This is a genomic window from Pseudomonadota bacterium, from assembly GCA_027620075.1.
Lineage (GTDB): Bacteria > Pseudomonadota > Alphaproteobacteria > Rickettsiales > UBA6187 > 1-14-0-20-39-49.
The window spans coordinates 463021-480000 of record JAQCEY010000001.1; the positions used below are offsets into that span (position 1 = coordinate 463021).

Sequence of the window (16980 nt, forward strand, 5' to 3'; positions counted from 1 at the left end):
TTACGAAATCATCTTCCTTAGCTTACCCAAATCTTTTTCAGATATAAGTATTTTCATTTTCATCACTTCTTCATCATTCTCTTCGGAAAGCACTTTGGAATTAGCATAAACCCATGATATAGCCTTACCGTTTTGGCAGGAAATAGTAACTTCCTCCTCCAAAAACTTCGCTGATAATTTTTCATCTATTTTTGCAAACAGATTATCAATCCCCTCGCCTGTAACGGCGGAAACAGGCACGCTATCTTTTTTGTCCGATATATATTTTTTATTTTCATTATCCAGCAGGTCTATCTTGTTGGATATCTCTATCATGTTCTCTTGTATTTTTGCTTCTAAACCAAGGCTTTTAAGTACCTTGAGAACATCATTCTTTTGCTCGGTATTATCAGGGTTTGATATGTCCCTGACATGCAAAATAACATCGGCTTCAATCACCTCTTCCAAAGTAGCCCTGAATGCGGCTACCAACTGAGTAGGCAAATCAGAAATAAACCCAACCGTATCGGAAATAATTATTTTACGCCCCGACGGTAGCTTCAATATTCGCATAGTCGGGTCTAATGTAGCAAAAAGCTTATCCTCCGCCAACACGTTAGCACCGGTTATATTGTTAAATAAAGTTGACTTACCGGCATTGGTATATCCTACCAGAGCTACAATATCGTAAGGCACTTTTTTGCGTGATTGCCTTTGTATATCACGGGTTTGCGCAACTTTTTTAATTCTCTTTTTTATCATTGCTATCCTGTCCCTGATAGCACGCCTGTCAGACTCTATCTGCTTTTCTCCGGGGCCGCCCATAAAGCCACCCCCGCCCCGTTGACGCTCAAGGTGAGTCCATGACCTTACCAACCTTGATTTCTGATACTCCTGTGCAGCCAGTTCAACCTGCAACCTGCCTTCTTTAGTATTGGCACGCTCACCGAAAATCTCTAAAATTAAGGCCGTTCTATCTATTACTTTACACTTCAGAGCAACTTCCAAATTCCTTTGCTGAATAGGCGTAAGCTGTTCATTGAATATAAGCAAATCAATTTCATTTGTTTCTACAAACTCTGCATATTCCTCAACTTTTCCGCTTCCTATATATGTAGCAGGCACTTTTTTTTGCAAAGTAACAACTTCTGCCAACACAATATCCAGATCAATAGCAAGTGCCAGCCCTTTAGCTTCTTCAAGCTTGGCTTCAATGCTCCTTAGGTCTTTATGTTCCTGCGATTTAATACTTGGCTGTATTATTAATGTGCATTTATTCATAAACGTGTTTGTACTTCATTTTCGCTAATTAAGCTAGAAAAGAAATATTCGGTTAAAGTTAATTTTTTATACAAAACTTTACACAGAGCAATAAAAACACTAACATTAAATAGTAGTTAATATTTTAATTAAATTAAAAAGCGGATATATCGGCATGAAAGATTTATTTGGAAAAATTTTTAATAAGCAACAAAACATAGACGATTTATCAGTGGAGGCTCAATACACAAATGCAGATTATGCCGATATCTCGACTATTGTAAATGATGCTAACGCTGATAATATCTCAACTATGGCAAATACCTCACAAAATGGAACTACCGAAGAAAGAAAAAGACGAGTTAAATCCGCCCCTCTATACATACCCGGAATGCTTGACGATGAGTCACTAATTAGCGAAACATCTAAAATTTCTTTACCGGATGAAATAAAACCTGATTCGGAAGCATTACTCAAAATTCATCAGCAACAAATGGAGTTCAGAGAACGAGAACAACAAAGAAAAGACAACAAAGTGGAGCAAACAGGAAGATCCGGAGTTTAATTTATCTGAACTTCTTCAATAGTTCTATCATTTCATTATGGTCTTTAAAGTGCATCTCCGGCTGATGGTTAGCGAACCTCTCCGAGCTTAAATCCTGATCTCCGTAAAAAACGGGGATACACCCGCAATTATATGCACATTCCATATCGGTAATACTATCACCTACGAACCATACATCTCTACTTAGTTTTATGCCGCTTCCCTCTAGTGCCATCAGCACAGGTTTGGGAGAGGGCTTATCCTCTTCAGCGTCCCTAGCCCCTACTACTTTTACAAAATATCTTTGCCAGCCTATATGGTTCACTTCTTTGCGGAGGTTCTCACCTGTTTTATTACTGACCAAAGAAACATAGATATCAGTACCTACCAAATGTTTTAAAACTTCTTCAGCCCCTTCTAAAGGTGTAAGATTTTCAAGGTGGGAATTTTTAAAATGCATTAAATATTTCTCGCCTGCTTCTTGCCACCTGTCACCGAATATATCGGGGAACGCATCACGCATTGAGCGGTGTACACGCATCTTTGTTTCTTCAAAGCTCCAAGGCTGATGCCCCATTTCAACAAAGGTTCTCTCCAATGCGTTATGTATTGTCGGCCATGTGTCCGCCAATGTGTTATCCCAATCAAATAATATAGCTTTAGGCTTAGGTAAATTCATATTAATCACAACTGTTTGTTTATATATTCAGCATATAGTTCTATAAGTCTTTGCGTAGTTTTTCCTACCTTTCCATCGCCCACCTTTTCACCGTCAATTTCGGTTATAGGCAAAATATGCTTTGTAGTAGAGGTTATAAAAACTTCCGAAGCTTCCTTTAAGGTTTGAACGTTAAAAGATTCTTCTACAAAGATTATTCCGTTGTTACCGGCAACCGTCAACACTCCTTTGCGTGTTATACCGCCTAATATATTTTCATTGGCAGGGTGGGTAAATAAGCACCCCAGACTATCTATAATAAATACGTTCGTAGAACTTCCCTCTGTTACCTTACCGTCTTTTTCAAATAATATGGCTTCTTCAGCACCATGTTCCAACGCTTCTTGCTTTGCCAGTATATTAGGCAATAACGATATTGTTTTTAAATTACGCAGCTTCCAACGCAAGTCAGGTCTGGTTATAGCCTTAGCACCGCTTGCTATTACCTCTTTAGCCAAAGGTTTATATGGCGATAGCGTCATAGTTATAGAAGGTTTGACCGCAGGTTGCGGAAATTGATGCAGCCTTGGAGCAACGCCTCTTGTTATCTGTAAATATAATACCGCATCAACCATTGCGTTACTTTCCAGCAATTGCATTACAATAGCTTCAAGCTCATCTTTATTTACCGCAAAATCTATTCTTAAGCCCTGCAAAGATTTTTGCAGCCTTATACAGTGCAACTCCCAGTCAATAATAATCCCGTTTTTTATGAGTGCTACCTCGTATACCCCATCAGAAAAAACATACCCTCTATCTTCGATATGCACTTTTGCGATATTGTGGTCTAAATATTGACCGTTAACATAACTTATTTTAGACATTTTTTTCCTTATACACAACGTAACCCTGAACTTGTTTCATCATTACCGGCACACCTATTTATTTTAAAAGAACTCAAACTTAACCGAGAATATTTTCTCAACTTTACTTACCATATTGGCAAGGCTTAAAATAACTATCCTATCACCTACCTTTATAATAGTATCTTCATCGGGAACAATAGTCTCACCATTCCTTACCATAGTACCTATAACTATCCCATTGGGAAGTGCAAGGTCTTTTATTCTTTTTCCGACTACCGACGATGCCTCTACAGCCTCCGCCTCAATAACCTCCGCTTTGCCTTTACATATGGAATGCACGGCAACTATACGCCCTTTCCTTATATGCTGTAAAATACTGGAAACAGTTATCTCGCGAGGGTTGATAGCAACGTCTATTCCCAAAGAAGATGTAAGCGGCGAATATGAAGACGCATTATTTACCAACGTAACTACACGATGAGCACCGAACCTTTTTGATAAAAGTGACGACAATATATTGACCTCATCATCATTTGAAACGGCTATAACGGTTTCAGCTAATGCCACATTAGCCTCTTCCAATATTTCCTGAGATAAGGCACTTCCGTTTATTACCGTGGTACGGTTAAGCCTGTCGGCAACCTGTTCTGCACGGTCTTTATCAACTTCAATAAGTTTTACTTTAACATCAGAATCTTCTTTTTCCAACTGCTCGGCAAGAAATAACCCCACATTACCGCCACCTATGATAGTAACCCTGCGTGCTTCCCTCTCCTCGTGACCGAACATTGCCATTACTTTTTGTACGTTCTTGGTATCGCAGGAAAAATAAAGCTCGTCCTCATCGAGCAACTCAAGCCCCTCACCCGTAACAAGAAAGCTCTCTCCCCGTAATATACCCAATATAGAAACATCAAATTCCGACACACGCTTTTGTATCCTTTCCACAGGCATATTTATCATCGGACAATCAACCGTGCATCTTATACCCACAACTTTTACCAAACCATCCACAAAAGGAATGGTATCTACGGCACCCGGTACATGCAGTCTGTTAACAATTGCATTGGCAACCTCTATTTCAGGCGAAATGATAAAATCAATCGGCAGGTGGTCATGCCTGTATAACCTCATCCACTCCGGACGCAGATAATTCTGGTTCCTTATCCTTGCGATTTTTGTGGGAATATTAAATAACGAGTGTGCTACCTGACATGCTACCATGTTTATTTCATCTGAAAGGGTCACCGCAATTATCATATCGGTATTTTCCGCTCCTACCTCCTCTAGTACCGTAGGGTGGGACGCAAAGCCAATCTTTGCCTTTACGTCTAAAGTATCATTTATCATCTGAATATGCTCAGCTGACTGATCTATAACGGTAACGTCGTTTCCTTCAATAGATAGCTGTCTTGCAATTGATGAGCCTACCTGACCGGCACCACAAACAATAATTCTCATTAGGCCTCACTTATTTCCAATTCTTGTTCTTCAATATTACTGTGAACATTCAACGATTTTATCTTTCTATGGAAAGCCGACCTTTCCATACCTACAAAATTAGCTGTACGTGATACATTACCGCCAAACCTTTTTAATTGGGAAGAAAGATATTGCTTTTCAAACACCTCTCTTGCTGCTCTTAGCGGCAGCCCTATAATATCCTTACTTAAGCCGGAAGAATCCGACATAGGCGTGTTCTGCAATATCTCCGGCGGCAGCATTGAAGATGTGATAGGTTCATTAGGGTCTTCAGGAGCCATAATTAACAGCCACTCAATAACGTTCCTTAACTGCCTTACATTACCCGGCCAATCATAAACTTCCATTGCTGCCATTGCGTTCTCACTTATTTTTCTAGGCACAACGCCCAACGTATCGGCACATCTTTTTACAAAATATTCAGAAAGCGGTTTTAAATCACCACTTCTTTCCACTAATGAAGGAACGTTCAGCGGCACTACGTTCAGCCTGTAAAAAAGGTCTTCCCTGAACCTTCCATTTTCTATTTCTTTTTGCAGATTTTTATTGGTAGATGATATTACCCTGACATCAACTTTAACCAAGCGGTTACCACCTACTCTTTCAAAGCTGTTTTCCTGCAATATCCTTAATATTTTTCCCTGAACTGCAAGAGGCATATCGGCTATCTCATCAAGGAATAACGTACCGCCGTGTGCTTTTTCAAAAGTCCCTATTTTTCTATTTTCTCCTAGACCTATCCCTGCGGCATCTTCTTTTCCGAATAACTCCTCTTCAACCCTTTCTGGCGAGATACTGGCGGCATTTAATATGACGAAAGGACCATTCTTCCTTTTGGATTTTTGGTGGATTATTCTTGCTACAACTTCTTTACCGCATCCGGCAGGACCTTTTATCATTATACGGCTTTCAGCCGGAGCAACCCTATCAATCGCATTTTTTAAAGCAGTAACGGCGGGGGATTTTCCGATTAAATGATTTTCAATTCCTCCCCTTATTTTAAGCTGTGCATTCTCGTCCTTTAGCTTGGCGGTTTCTATCGCCCTTTTCACCAGACGTAATAACCTATCCTCTTTAAAAGGCTTTTCAATATAATCATATGCACCTAATTTTATTGAATTAATAGCCGTTTCAATATTACCGTGTCCGCTAATCATAATTACAGGAAGATTCGGGTATTTGCTTTTTACCGCCTCTAAAATACCGAGTCCGTCAAGCTCACTTCCCTGTAGCCAGATATCAAGAACTATTGCAGCAGGAACCCTTTCCTTTACCGCTTCAATAGCTGTCTTGCTATCACTTGCCACCCTTGGCGAAAATCCATCATCTTTTAGTATGTCCGATATAAGATCTCTTATATCCTCTTCATCATCTACAACTAAAACATCTATTGACATTCAAAAACCCTAAAAGTTAATTTTATACAGCTTGTCATACTAAACCTCACTTAACGCTCTATAGGAAAAACGACACAAACACAAGCACCGTTTTCCACGTTAGAAAATATAAGCTCTCCACCATGATCTTCAATTATTTTCTTCACTATGGCAAGCCCCAACCCAGTTCCTTTGCTTTTTGTAGTAACGTAAGGCTCTGTAATTCTGTCAATAACGCTCCGTTCAAAGCCTTTTCCGTTATCGACAATATTTATCATGCATTTATTTTCTTTTACATATACAACTACATTTATCCGACCGTGCCTTAATGCTTTATCTTTTTCCATACGCTCCGATATTGACTCTTCGGCATTTTTAATCAGGTTAGTCATAACACGAACCATCTGGTTGGTATCGCAATTTAAGATTACAGGTTTCTCCGGCATATCATAATCTATACTGATATTGCTGTTCGTTTCGCTCCTTGAGAAAATAACATCACTTATAAGAGAGCATATATCGTTATGTGAGAATATCGGTGCGGGAATACGGGCAAAGCTTGAAAACTCCTCAACCATATTTCCTATAGAGCTTACATTGCGTGAAATAGTGTTTACATATTTTGTAAATTCCTCAGGGTTATCAAGCTGAGATGCATATTTCTTTTTTAGGCGGTCAGTCGCCAGTTGTATAGGTGTTAGAGGGTTTTTTATTTCATGTGCTATACGCCTTGCCACATCAGACCACGCAGAGCGCCTTTGTGCCGAAATAAGCTCGGTTCTCTGACGTTCAAGCTGTTCTGCCATTTTATTGAATGAACGTCCTAAAGTTGCCACTTCATCATTATCCCTTCCTTCAGAAACACGGGCGCTAAGATCTCCCTCACTCACTCTCTTGGTAGCTGCTATCAGCCCCCTTACGGGATTAACAAGGGCTAGTGCAAATATAAAACCGAACCACACCACCGCAAGTAATAACAACAACGCCACTATCAGGAAAATAATGAAGAATTTTATCTGCATATTAGAAACGCCGGACTCCAGCTTTTTATACTCGTTTGCCGCCCCTTCGGTTACCTCTATATGATTCATTATCTGAGTATCGACAAACCTCCCTACCAGCAGGTAAGAATCAAAATAGTTCTCCAATCTCAATAATGCCATAACCCTGTCATCACGCTCATTGGTAAGTATAACAAGTTCTCCGTCCCTTGCCTGATTGAAAGTGTCTATAGGCATATCCTCCAATATCATTTCCAATGAAAAACTAAGCTTGGTACGGGCAAGCAACAAGCTTCTGCCTTCATTTTTCTGGAACACTATCGCCTCAGGCAATTTCCTTACTCCGGCAAGGATAGCTAACTTCTGGCTAAAAGACCCCGGATCACGCCGCATATTATATGCGTCACGGTTTAAGTCCCTTGCCACACCCAAAATATCGGCAGCTATTATTTTTTTATGTTCTTCCAAATACAATCTGGCAATTTCCACCGAGCCGTCAATAGCCGTACTCACCTTTTTATCAAACCATGCCTGAATACCGTAATTAAAGAATATAAGCGAAAAAACCGCCATAACTATTGAAGGTACTATTGCTACCATTGAGAACATCAATACCATTCTCGCCTGTAGCATAGACCCGACGGAACCTTTACGCCTTTCAACCACCAGCCGTACTATACGCCGTGCAACAACAGCAGTAAGTGAAAGTAAAAACACAATATCAACTACTATCCAAACCAGAACATCTTTTGAGTCGGGAACTAAAGGATTTTCGTTATTGCTTATGGCAAAGTAAGTAGCCATCACCGAAAGAATGCTCGCCACAGCGAATATTATCGACAGATTTTTCGTCCTGAAAGCCCTTCTTGACCACGCCTTGAAGCGTGCAAAATTAATATTCTTTAAATCTTTTGCCAATACATTCATGTTAGCATATATACAGCATGATGATGCATAATTGCAACAACTTTAAGCAGCTAATTCCGACTCAAAAAGACCCTCATAAAATTCATTGATTTTCGCTTTAACATCATGAACGGATTCTAATTTGTTATATTCGTTCCTGAACCTTGCACCGCCGTGCAGACCTGCACTATACCAGCCGACATGCTTCCTAAATAGTCTTATAGCGTTTATTTCGTTATAGTGAGATAACATTCCGTCAAGGTGAGTAAGGACTACGGCGTACTGCTGTTCAACGGTCGGGTCGGGTAATTTTTCGCCTGTTTTTAAATAATGAGATGCCTGATTAATTATCCACGGCTTTCCATATGCCCCCCTGCCTATCATCACCCCATCGGCTTTAGACAGCTCCAATGCTCTGTCAATATCATCATAAGTTTTTATGTCACCATTTGCTATAACAGGAATATTAACCGCTTCTTTTACTTTAGAAATAAACTCCCAGTCAGCACTTCCATTATACATCTGGCATCTGGTACGCCCGTGAATCACTATCATTTTTATGCCCAGTTCTTCAGCGGCTTTAGCAAGTTTAGGGGCGTTCAAATGCTCCCTGTTCCAGCCCATACGCATTTTCAAGGTAACAGGCACTTTAACCGCATTAGTAACCGCTTCCAGTATCGCTATCGCCTTACACTCATCTTTCATCAGTGCCGAGCCGGCATAGCCGTTGACTACCTTTTTAACCGGACAGCCGTAATTAAGGTCGATTATCTTTGCTCCCATATCCTCATTTAACCGAGCAGCCTCCGCCATTTTATCAGGGTCATTTCCGGCAAGCTGTACCGAGGTCATATCCTCTATGGGTGACATTTCACATTTTAACAAACTATCTCTTGTCTGGCGTATCATGGCCTCGGAAGCTATCATCTCCGACACCATAAGCCCGGCTCCGAACCCTTTTACAAGCTCACGGAACGGTTTATCGGTCACTCCCGACATAGGTGCAAGTATAACATTATCTTTTAATTCAAATTCACCGATTCTTATTGGCATTTATTAATATCCGAGCTTTTAAAAAACGGCATTATAATAAAAAAAGCCCCAATAGTAAACGCAATATTTGTATTACATCAAGATTTATTATGCGACTTTCCGACCTTTTTCCTTAGTTGAAGAGCTTGTATTAATTCCAAGAATGTTTTCTTCATCCATTTTCATAAAGCGACATAACATCTTAATACGTGTCATACAAATATTATAACGCCTTAAATCGTGTTCCTGCAATAATTCGCTGTTAAGTGAGACCGCCATAGGAATAGATAATACATCTTTTATATAACGCCGTACTATCTCATCTGAAATATAGAAACTATTTAGGCTAATAGCATCTTCTAAGGTATATGCACGATGCCACCATTTATGTGGAACGTACAACGTATCCCCCTTTTGTACACGATAATGCATAACGTTATTATCGGGGTTTCTTAAAAATTCTTCGTAATCGGGTTCACCGTCATCTTTGGCAAATAAACAGGCATTCTTATCAAATAACATCCACTCCTTACAGCCCTTTATCTGGCTAACCCAGATGTTTGAATAGACACTATCATCATGTATCGGGGTACAAGCACCTTTAGAACCAAGCCATAAAGTAGAGTTTACATATCCGAATAGCCTCAGATTCTCATCATTTTCAAAATGAGGAGGAATAGTAAAATCTTCTAAAATAGCCGGACAATCATACTGAAACCACCATTCCTGCAAATAAACCGGCTTATCGGTTGAAGCACTTTTAATTTGCCTAATTCCTTCTTTTAAAGAAGATTTTTCAGTCTTTTTAATATCATAAAGATCCATCACTACATTAGCATCAGCAAAATTATTTGCAAAATAATCAAAATCCCATTTAGAATATGCCGACCAGCCGTCAAGCAGTCCTTTTATAACGACCGGTTTGTTTTGTAATACATATTTTTCATAAAACAGCTCCGGACTAATGTTAGTCTCCACAGCTACTTGAGGACAATTATTAAGTATTTTCTCCCCTAAAAATTTCCTGATATCCGATTCTAGACGAACTCTTTCCAATAATATCTTTTTCTGCACTTGCAACACCTTCATTTAAAATAATAAAGGCATTGCTAACTAAACACAGCTTTTGTCATACTGAATTTATTTCAGTATCTTTTTGTCCAATAGCAGATGCTGAAACAAGTTCGGCATGACGCAAATATTAACAATTTTGATATTAACTACAAAAACTATGTTTAGTTAACAATGCCATAATAAACATATCTTTAACCAGTTATACTTTCAGCAGAAAATATGTAAACAACTTTCTACGCTCTTCTTACTTTACACAACTCCACTATTAAATTATCTTGTCTTGCATGAACAAACTTAAAACATATTGTCTTATAGTTGCCGCAGGACACGGCACAAGAACCGGTAGCACTACGCCCAAGCAATATATGAATTTGCATGGAATGCCCATGCTACGCCATACGGTTCAGGTGTTCCTCAACAATCCGAACATTGACGGCGTTTTAGTCGTATATAATCCTAACCATAAAGACCTTTATGACTTTGCAGTCGGCGACCTTGAGATACTTCCTCCGACATCAGGCGGCATAACCCGTCAGGAATCGGTGTGGCACGGACTGGAAGCTTTGAAGGAGTATAAGCCGCATAAGGTTTTAATACATGATGCCGCACGTCCTTTGGTATCTGACCGGATAATAAATTCCGTAATTGATGCCGTAAGAGAGAATGTAGCCGTTATACCTGCCGTTGCGGTTGAGGATACACTAAAAAAATATGAGAACGGCAAAGTAACCGACACTATTGACCGCACACAAATGATAAGGGCGCAGACACCGCAAGGGTTCATCTATAAAGAAATATTAAATTGCCATAATGAAGTTAAGGGCAGAAACTTTACCGATGATGCTGCTATAAAAGAATATTTAGGTGAAGATGTAATAACTGTTGACGGCTCACAACTCAACTTTAAAATTACAACGGAAGAAGATTTTGAACGGGCAGAAAGGATAATGAGCATTAAACATAAAACTACGGTAGGGCTGGGCTTTGACGTTCACAGATTTTGCGAACCTAAATCCGATGTAAATAAAATCATGCTTTGCGGAGTCGAAGTTGAACACGACAAAAGCCTTGAAGGTCATTCAGATGCCGATGTTGCTATCCATGCCGTAGTTGATGCGTTACTGGGTGCTATATCCGAGGGGGATATCGGTGAGCATTTCCCTGCATCTGATGAAAAATTTAAAGATATGTCATCAGATATGTTCCTTGAACACGCATGTAGTCTTGTTGCAAAAAAACACGGTGTAATAAATAATATTGACATAACCGTCATATGTGAATCACCTAAAATATCAAAATATAAGAAAGATATGGAAAAACGCATTGCCCAAATAGCAGGAATTGATTATACAAATGTAAATGTTAAGGCAACAACAACTGAAAAACTAGGTTTTACAGGTCGTGGTGAAGGTATTGCGGCACAGGCTGTTGTAAGCGTAGATATGCATTAATAATAGGCATGGCAATGACAAAAAACACCGAAGAAACGCAAAAAACGGAAACTCCCAAAGGAATATCTCGGTATCACCCTGCATTTATAATCGCTACGTGGTTCGGTTCGGGAAAGATTCCTTTTGCACCGGGTACTATGGGCAGCTTTTTCACTTTCCCGCTTTTTATTTTATCGCATGTACTTTTTATATTTGCAGATACACAAGAAGAATTTACCAATCTGTATTTATTATGCATAACTTTATTATTCATTATCGGTCAGTGGGCTACGTCCGTCTATATGAAACGCACCGGCAGACAGGACCCTAAAGAGGTCGTAATAGATGAAGTTGTCGGTCAAATGCTGGTTTTTTTCTCCGGCTTTGTACTGGTAGCAACTGCATTACCTATTTTCCATATACTTTATTCCGTTGATGATAAGATACGCTTTTCCATTGACAACCTACAGGACTTGCAAGATTTTTTCATTAACAGTGCGATTTTCATTCCTTATACGGTAATGATATCCGTCGTATCACTGGTAGGTTTTATTTTGTTCCGTATCTTTGATATATGGAAACCTTGGCCTATTAAATGGTGCGACAAAAATATAAAAAGCAGCTTCGGCGTAATGTTCGATGATATTTTTGCAGCCGTTTATGCAATAATCGTAATGTATTTAATTGCCATGTTATTGGCATCGGGATTTTTTGCTTATAATGGTGTTGAAAATTTTCCGGCACCACAATAAATGTCAACAGGAAGGGATATGTTTTCATCTGAGATAACGGGAAAAGCACACGAGGTTCTCAAAACCCTAAGGAAACGGGAATACAGGCTTGCTACCGCAGAATCATGCACAGGCGGTCTATTATCGGCGGCACTAACCGAAATCCCCAACTCATCGGAAGTTTTCGAAAGAGGTTATGTTACTTATTCTAATGAATCAAAAGTAGAACTCCTGACCGTGCCTACTTATTATATAGAAGATTTCGGTGCGGTAAGTTTTCAGACTGCCATCGCTATGGCAGAGGGTGCTTTACTTATGTCGAGGGCGGATATTTCCGTTTCAATAACAGGTGTTGCAGGTCCGGACGGAGGCACGAGGCGAACTCCGGTCGGAACGGTCTATATAGCAACTGCATATCAGGGGCATGAAACAGTTTATGAATTACACAGCTTTTCAGGCAGCCGTAATTCCATAAGGGAAAAAGCGGTTTTTACCGCTTTAGAAATGATACTAAAAAGAATAGATTAGCATTTAAGCCTTCTCTTTACACAACTGGTCGGCACGTTTTGTAAATGCGTCCATCATTTTCTTACACGCCTCATCGAACATCATATCGGCTATTTTTTCTAAGAAAAAATTACGTATCTTAAAGTCAATGTCGAACTCCACCCTTGTACCTTCAGGGACTTTTATGAACTTCCACCCCTGATATAAATGATGAAAAGGTCCTTGTGCCAGCTCTACGGAAATTTCCTTTTCTGTTTCATCAATCAATACACGTGAAGTATATTTCCCCGTAACACCCCTGAAACGTATCACCAGATCGGCAAGAACGGCATCGCCATCACGTTCATATATCCTTGCGTTTTCACACCAAGGTATGAATTTGGGATAGCTTTCAATATCCGCCACCAAATCAAATAATTGCTTTGGCGTATAAGGTAATATTTTCTCAATATAATGCGTAGGCATAAAATGCAGACCTATCAGTTCTTTAACTTAAGTAGTTATTTCTACATTATTTTAATTCGATTTTGAATTAAAATATCAGGATATATACACTTTTTTGCTCCCCTCGGGCGAAGGAGATAATGATTCTCATTGACATAAAGTGTAATGCGAGCTATAATAATAATCACTATCAATTAATGTAGGTTATAATATGTATATATGTATATGTAACGCCCTAAAAGAAAAAGATTTAAAAAGGCTTTGCAAAACCAAATGCCCTAAAGACGGCGAGTCTGTAATTAAAGAGGCGGGTTGCAAGGTTGAATGCGGTCAGTGCCTTGATTACATTGATAGTTTTATGCTCGGTTCAATTATGGACGAAAATATTAACAATCCGAGTATTGCATAATTTCCGTTAATTGCTATGTTGGACTAACATTATAAATAAACGAGTACGAAATTATGTCCGATAAAGCGGTAATATCTCAGCTAAATATCATTTTAAAAAACGAACTAACTGCCATTAATCAATATTTTCTACATGCAAGAATATTAGAGCATAAGGGGTTTCATTCTTTATGTGCAAAGGTAAAAGCAGAGTCCATTGACGAAATGAAGCACTCTGACGTTATAATTCAACGTATATTATTCTTAGAAGGACTTCCCAATTTGCAGGATTTGGGAAAATTGATGATAGGCGAAACACCAAAAGAAATGCTTGAATGCGACTTAAAGTTAGAAGACAAAGCAATTGCAGACCTTAAACAAGCTATCGGCGTAGCAGATGACGCAGGCGACAGGGTTACGGTTAATTTACTCGAAGATATCCTTGCATCTGAAGAAGAACATCAAGACTGGCTAAGACAGCAATTATCGGTTATAGAAAATATAGGCATTGAAAATTATCTGCAATCGCAAGTCTAAAAAATAAGCCGTACTTTTATAGTATTTTCTAACGTGTAAATTCACTTAGATTACACTCATGCAAAAGATATATTCGCTGACTTAAAACTTTACGGCACGTGAAGGATAAGAAGAAATTACCGTAACAAAATATCATCTAAATGATGCCCTTTTGTTAGTCCGCTATCTATTGCGTTTTTTGTCCATTTCCCCAGCACTTCCAGCTCTTTTTTGAAGATTTCCGGGCTTTCATACCTGCTAAATTCCGAGATAGTATCATCAGCAACTATACCGGAGTCTAACCTTGAATGATTAATTATCCTGCATATTACAGGTGTCGCAAGTGGTGTTATCCCTTCAGCATCACCAAGTTTGAAATTATTATCTTCACCGATTACTGCATTTTTTGCAGCATTTAACATCCTTTTTGAGTTCAGTGTGGACTGACGAAACTCAAAGTTATCTTTATCATTGCCGTTTTTATAATATTTGAAGTATCTATCTATTGATTTTTTTTCATAGTCGATTGCGTCGGCAAAATTTTGCGAAGTTATACCTGCCTCTTTTACCAATTCAACAAGAGGGCGGTTCATTAATTGCCGTCCTTGCTTGCCGGACATCAATTCATATATTTTGGTTGCTCCGTCAGATTCGTAAACACCTGATACAAGCTTGCGGAATTCTGTATTTTTCGTCATGGAAAGCCTTAATTTATTAACATTTAAATTGAGGGCAATCCGTTTATCATAATATGACATTTAAGTAAAATTATTTACTCAGGCAGAATAGGTTTATTACTGTAATTGCCTATGCCTTGCTTCCCTTAGTTTAGCAAAGTCATCACCGGCATGGTAAGAAGAGCGTGTCAGCGGAGAAGATGATATCATCAAAAATCCCTTAGCCCGACCAAGACGTTCATAATATTTAAATTCATCAGGCGTTACGAACCTGTCTATAACCGCATGTTTAGGTGTAGGTTGTAAATATTGTCCGATTGTCATGAAGTCCACCTCTGCCGCCCTAAAATCGTCCATAACCTGAACAACTTCTTGCTTTTTCTCACCCAATCCGACCATTATACCGGATTTAGTGAACATGGAAGGGTCAAGCTCCTTAACACGGCTGAGTAATTTCAATGAACCGAAATATTTTGCACCCGGTCGCACCCTTGCATACAGGCCGGGAACGGTCTCAACATTATGGTTAAACACATCTGGTTTTGCGGCAACTACAACCTCTAACGCACCTTTTTTATTCTGGAAATCAGGTGTAAGTATCTCAATAGTAGTATTTGGCGAAGCTTTGCGGATTGCCTTTATGCACTGTGCAAAATGTTCCGCTCCTCCATCGGGCAGGTCATCTCTGTCAACGGACGTTATTACGGCATGCTCCAATTGCAGTTGGGCTATAGCCGTTGCCAAATTTTCAGGCTCATGCGGATCAAGCAGGTCAGGTCTGCCGGTTTTTATGTTACAAAAAGCACATGCCCTTGTGCATACCGAGCCTAATATCATAAAAGTGGCGTGTTTTTTTTCCCAGCACTCACCGATATTAGGGCAGGCTGCCTCCTCACAAACAGTATTTAATTTCAGGTTTCTTGCCAGCTCGTAAGTATCCTTGAAGCCTTGTGACTGAGGTGCTTTTACCTTTATCCAGTCAGGCTTTTTCAAGCTGTTATTTGCATCTTTCATCGGGTTTTGCTTTATTTATATATTTATGTATCTCTAACGGAACGTCCGTTGTTATCCTATCAACATTTTCTAGGCTTTTCAGCTCTTTTATATCATTTAACGTATAAATCTCAACATCAATTCCATTTTCTTGCATATTTTCAATAAAATCAGGTGTTAATATTTTTCTATGGACGGAAACCTGATCGGGCTTAAAACCGCAAATTTCTTCAATTCCATTAATATCAGGGAGCTTTTTCACCACTGTTTTACCTGTTGTTATGAAGTCTTTTTTGAGGTTGACCCTTTTTTTCCCCTCAAGCAAAAGGCAATATTGCCTTTCCGGCTGTTGTTTTTTCGCATGTTGCAAAACCGATTCCTGAAACGACCTTATAGCGGTTTGACTGTCTATTTTAGGATAATCGGCAAGCATATGTAATATATTATCGACCAATTTATTATCAGGACTTTTTATCTCTAGATGGAACTCAAAAGCCGGTGAAAAACCCGAAGATTTAACAGCCTCCAGCCCCTCTCTTAAACTATCTATGTCCGGTCTTTTTTCCCTTAATTCTTCGGCACTAATAGCCCCGACTTCTATATAGCTATAGCTTTTACGTTTTTTATACTCGCCGTCACTCATTAAATCTTTGGTAAGAACTTTGTCGTGCATCAAAAACGGAACTGAATCGGAAGTGCCTACAACATCAAACTCAACACCGCTGACTCCGTATCTTTCAAGTTTCACGGCTTCAAGCATCATTTGCACGCTGTTAGTCTTGTGCCAAATTATTTTACTGCCGTTTTGTAATAACTTCTGCAAATGTTTCATAATAACCCGTTATCACATATGTTAACTTTTGTCAAAATAAGACATTGCGGAAGTGTTCGATATAGATAGATTTTGACATGCTTGAATTTTATAATCTTTGTCATTCCTGTAAAATGGCGTAAAAACTCCCTCTCCCTAAGGGAGAGGGGTGGGGTGAGGGATTTTTTCAACATATGCTTTAACTACAAACTAATGTTTTTGTTGAAACACCCCTCCCTCTTCCTAGCCTTCTGGCAAAGGGAGAAGGGACTAAGAGTTGAACTTTACACTATTTTGCAGAGGTTT

The 16980-nt window shown here is 39.2% G+C and carries 18 protein-coding genes; 6 read left to right on the forward strand and 12 right to left on the reverse strand.

Translation table 11 applies throughout. From position 1 onward, the window contains the following. The gene (gene hflX, locus O2942_02415; protein ID MDA0781102.1) at nucleotides 1–1260 is read right to left on the reverse strand and encodes a GTPase HflX; all 1260 of its coding nucleotides are present in this window, start codon (nucleotides 1258–1260) and stop codon (nucleotides 1–3) included. Between the two features lie 154 nt (nucleotides 1261–1414). Here hflX and O2942_02420 point away from each other — a divergent pair, with 154 nt between their 5' ends. Next, nucleotides 1415–1804 carry a hypothetical protein gene (locus O2942_02420; GenBank protein ID MDA0781103.1) on the forward strand — a complete coding sequence of 130 codons (390 nt, stop codon included), beginning with the start codon at nucleotides 1415–1417 and terminating at the stop codon, nucleotides 1802–1804. A gap of 1 nt (nucleotide 1805) precedes the next feature. Here O2942_02420 and O2942_02425 read toward each other — a convergent pair whose 3' ends face one another. The 7 genes from O2942_02425 to O2942_02455 all read right to left on the reverse strand — a co-directional run bounded on the left by O2942_02425 (nucleotide 1806) and on the right by O2942_02455 (nucleotide 10178). Next, entirely contained in the window at nucleotides 1806–2462 is a 657-nt protein-coding gene (locus O2942_02425) for an HAD family hydrolase (GenBank protein MDA0781104.1), read from the reverse strand. 5 nt (nucleotides 2463–2467) lie between these two features. Next, nucleotides 2468–3325 (reverse strand): aminotransferase class IV, encoded by an 858-nt coding sequence (locus tag O2942_02430; protein MDA0781105.1) that lies wholly within the window; start codon nucleotides 3323–3325, stop codon nucleotides 2468–2470. A gap of 63 nt (nucleotides 3326–3388) precedes the next feature. Beyond that, complete coding sequence (gene trkA / locus O2942_02435; GenBank protein ID MDA0781106.1) at nucleotides 3389–4768, reverse strand: Trk system potassium transporter TrkA; 1380 nt, start codon at nucleotides 4766–4768, stop codon at nucleotides 3389–3391. After that, a complete protein-coding gene (locus tag O2942_02440; protein MDA0781107.1) occupies nucleotides 4768–6186 on the reverse strand; it encodes a sigma-54 dependent transcriptional regulator in 1419 nt (472 codons plus the stop codon). The genes trkA and O2942_02440 overlap by 1 nt, the downstream gene beginning before the upstream one ends. Before the next feature lie 50 nt (nucleotides 6187–6236). Continuing rightward, the gene (locus tag O2942_02445; protein MDA0781108.1) at nucleotides 6237–8084 is read right to left on the reverse strand and encodes an ATP-binding protein; all 1848 of its coding nucleotides are present in this window, start codon (nucleotides 8082–8084) and stop codon (nucleotides 6237–6239) included. 51 nt (nucleotides 8085–8135) lie between these two features. Next, complete coding sequence (dusB, locus tag O2942_02450; protein MDA0781109.1) at nucleotides 8136–9125, reverse strand: tRNA dihydrouridine synthase DusB; 990 nt, start codon at nucleotides 9123–9125, stop codon at nucleotides 8136–8138. Nucleotides 9126–9212: 87 nt separating this feature from the next. Next, nucleotides 9213–10178 carry a cupin-like domain-containing protein gene (locus O2942_02455; GenBank protein ID MDA0781110.1) on the reverse strand — a complete coding sequence of 322 codons (966 nt, stop codon included), beginning with the start codon at nucleotides 10176–10178 and terminating at the stop codon, nucleotides 9213–9215. Nucleotides 10179–10462: 284 nt separating this feature from the next. On the opposite strand from O2942_02455, the gene O2942_02460 reads away from it, so the two are divergent. The 3 genes from O2942_02460 to O2942_02470 are packed head-to-tail and all read left to right on the forward strand — an operon-like array spanning nucleotide 10463 to nucleotide 12867. Then, nucleotides 10463–11629 carry a bifunctional 2-C-methyl-D-erythritol 4-phosphate cytidylyltransferase/2-C-methyl-D-erythritol 2,4-cyclodiphosphate synthase gene (locus O2942_02460; GenBank protein MDA0781111.1) on the forward strand — a complete coding sequence of 389 codons (1167 nt, stop codon included), beginning with the start codon at nucleotides 10463–10465 and terminating at the stop codon, nucleotides 11627–11629. Nucleotides 11630–11643: 14 nt separating this feature from the next. After that, nucleotides 11644–12360, forward strand: coding sequence for a phosphatidylglycerophosphatase A (locus O2942_02465; GenBank protein ID MDA0781112.1), 717 nt, complete (start codon nucleotides 11644–11646; stop codon nucleotides 12358–12360). An 18-nt stretch (nucleotides 12361–12378) separates the two neighbouring features. Beyond that, entirely contained in the window at nucleotides 12379–12867 is a 489-nt protein-coding gene (locus tag O2942_02470) for a CinA family protein (GenBank protein ID MDA0781113.1), read from the forward strand. A 3-nt stretch (nucleotides 12868–12870) separates the two neighbouring features. Here O2942_02470 and O2942_02475 read toward each other — a convergent pair whose 3' ends face one another. Next, a complete protein-coding gene (locus O2942_02475; protein MDA0781114.1) occupies nucleotides 12871–13311 on the reverse strand; it encodes a type II toxin-antitoxin system RatA family toxin in 441 nt (146 codons plus the stop codon). Between the two features lie 190 nt (nucleotides 13312–13501). On the opposite strand from O2942_02475, the gene O2942_02480 reads away from it, so the two are divergent. Both O2942_02480 and bfr read left to right on the forward strand, forming a co-directional pair. Continuing rightward, the gene (locus O2942_02480) at nucleotides 13502–13699 is read left to right on the forward strand and encodes a ferredoxin (GenBank protein ID MDA0781115.1); all 198 of its coding nucleotides are present in this window, start codon (nucleotides 13502–13504) and stop codon (nucleotides 13697–13699) included. Between the two features lie 50 nt (nucleotides 13700–13749). Beyond that, nucleotides 13750–14214 carry a bacterioferritin gene (gene bfr / locus O2942_02485; GenBank protein ID MDA0781116.1) on the forward strand — a complete coding sequence of 155 codons (465 nt, stop codon included), beginning with the start codon at nucleotides 13750–13752 and terminating at the stop codon, nucleotides 14212–14214. Between the two features lie 116 nt (nucleotides 14215–14330). Here the strand turns inward: bfr and O2942_02490 are convergent, their stop codons facing one another. The 3 genes from O2942_02490 to O2942_02500 all read right to left on the reverse strand — a co-directional run bounded on the left by O2942_02490 (nucleotide 14331) and on the right by O2942_02500 (nucleotide 16695). Continuing rightward, nucleotides 14331–14891, reverse strand: coding sequence for a hypothetical protein (locus O2942_02490; protein ID MDA0781117.1), 561 nt, complete (start codon nucleotides 14889–14891; stop codon nucleotides 14331–14333). A gap of 96 nt (nucleotides 14892–14987) precedes the next feature. Next, complete coding sequence (lipA, locus tag O2942_02495; protein MDA0781118.1) at nucleotides 14988–15884, reverse strand: lipoyl synthase; 897 nt, start codon at nucleotides 15882–15884, stop codon at nucleotides 14988–14990. Beyond that, nucleotides 15868–16695 carry a glycerophosphodiester phosphodiesterase gene (locus tag O2942_02500; GenBank protein MDA0781119.1) on the reverse strand — a complete coding sequence of 276 codons (828 nt, stop codon included), beginning with the start codon at nucleotides 16693–16695 and terminating at the stop codon, nucleotides 15868–15870. The genes lipA and O2942_02500 overlap by 17 nt, the downstream gene beginning before the upstream one ends. Nucleotides 16696–16980 lie beyond the last annotated feature (285 nt).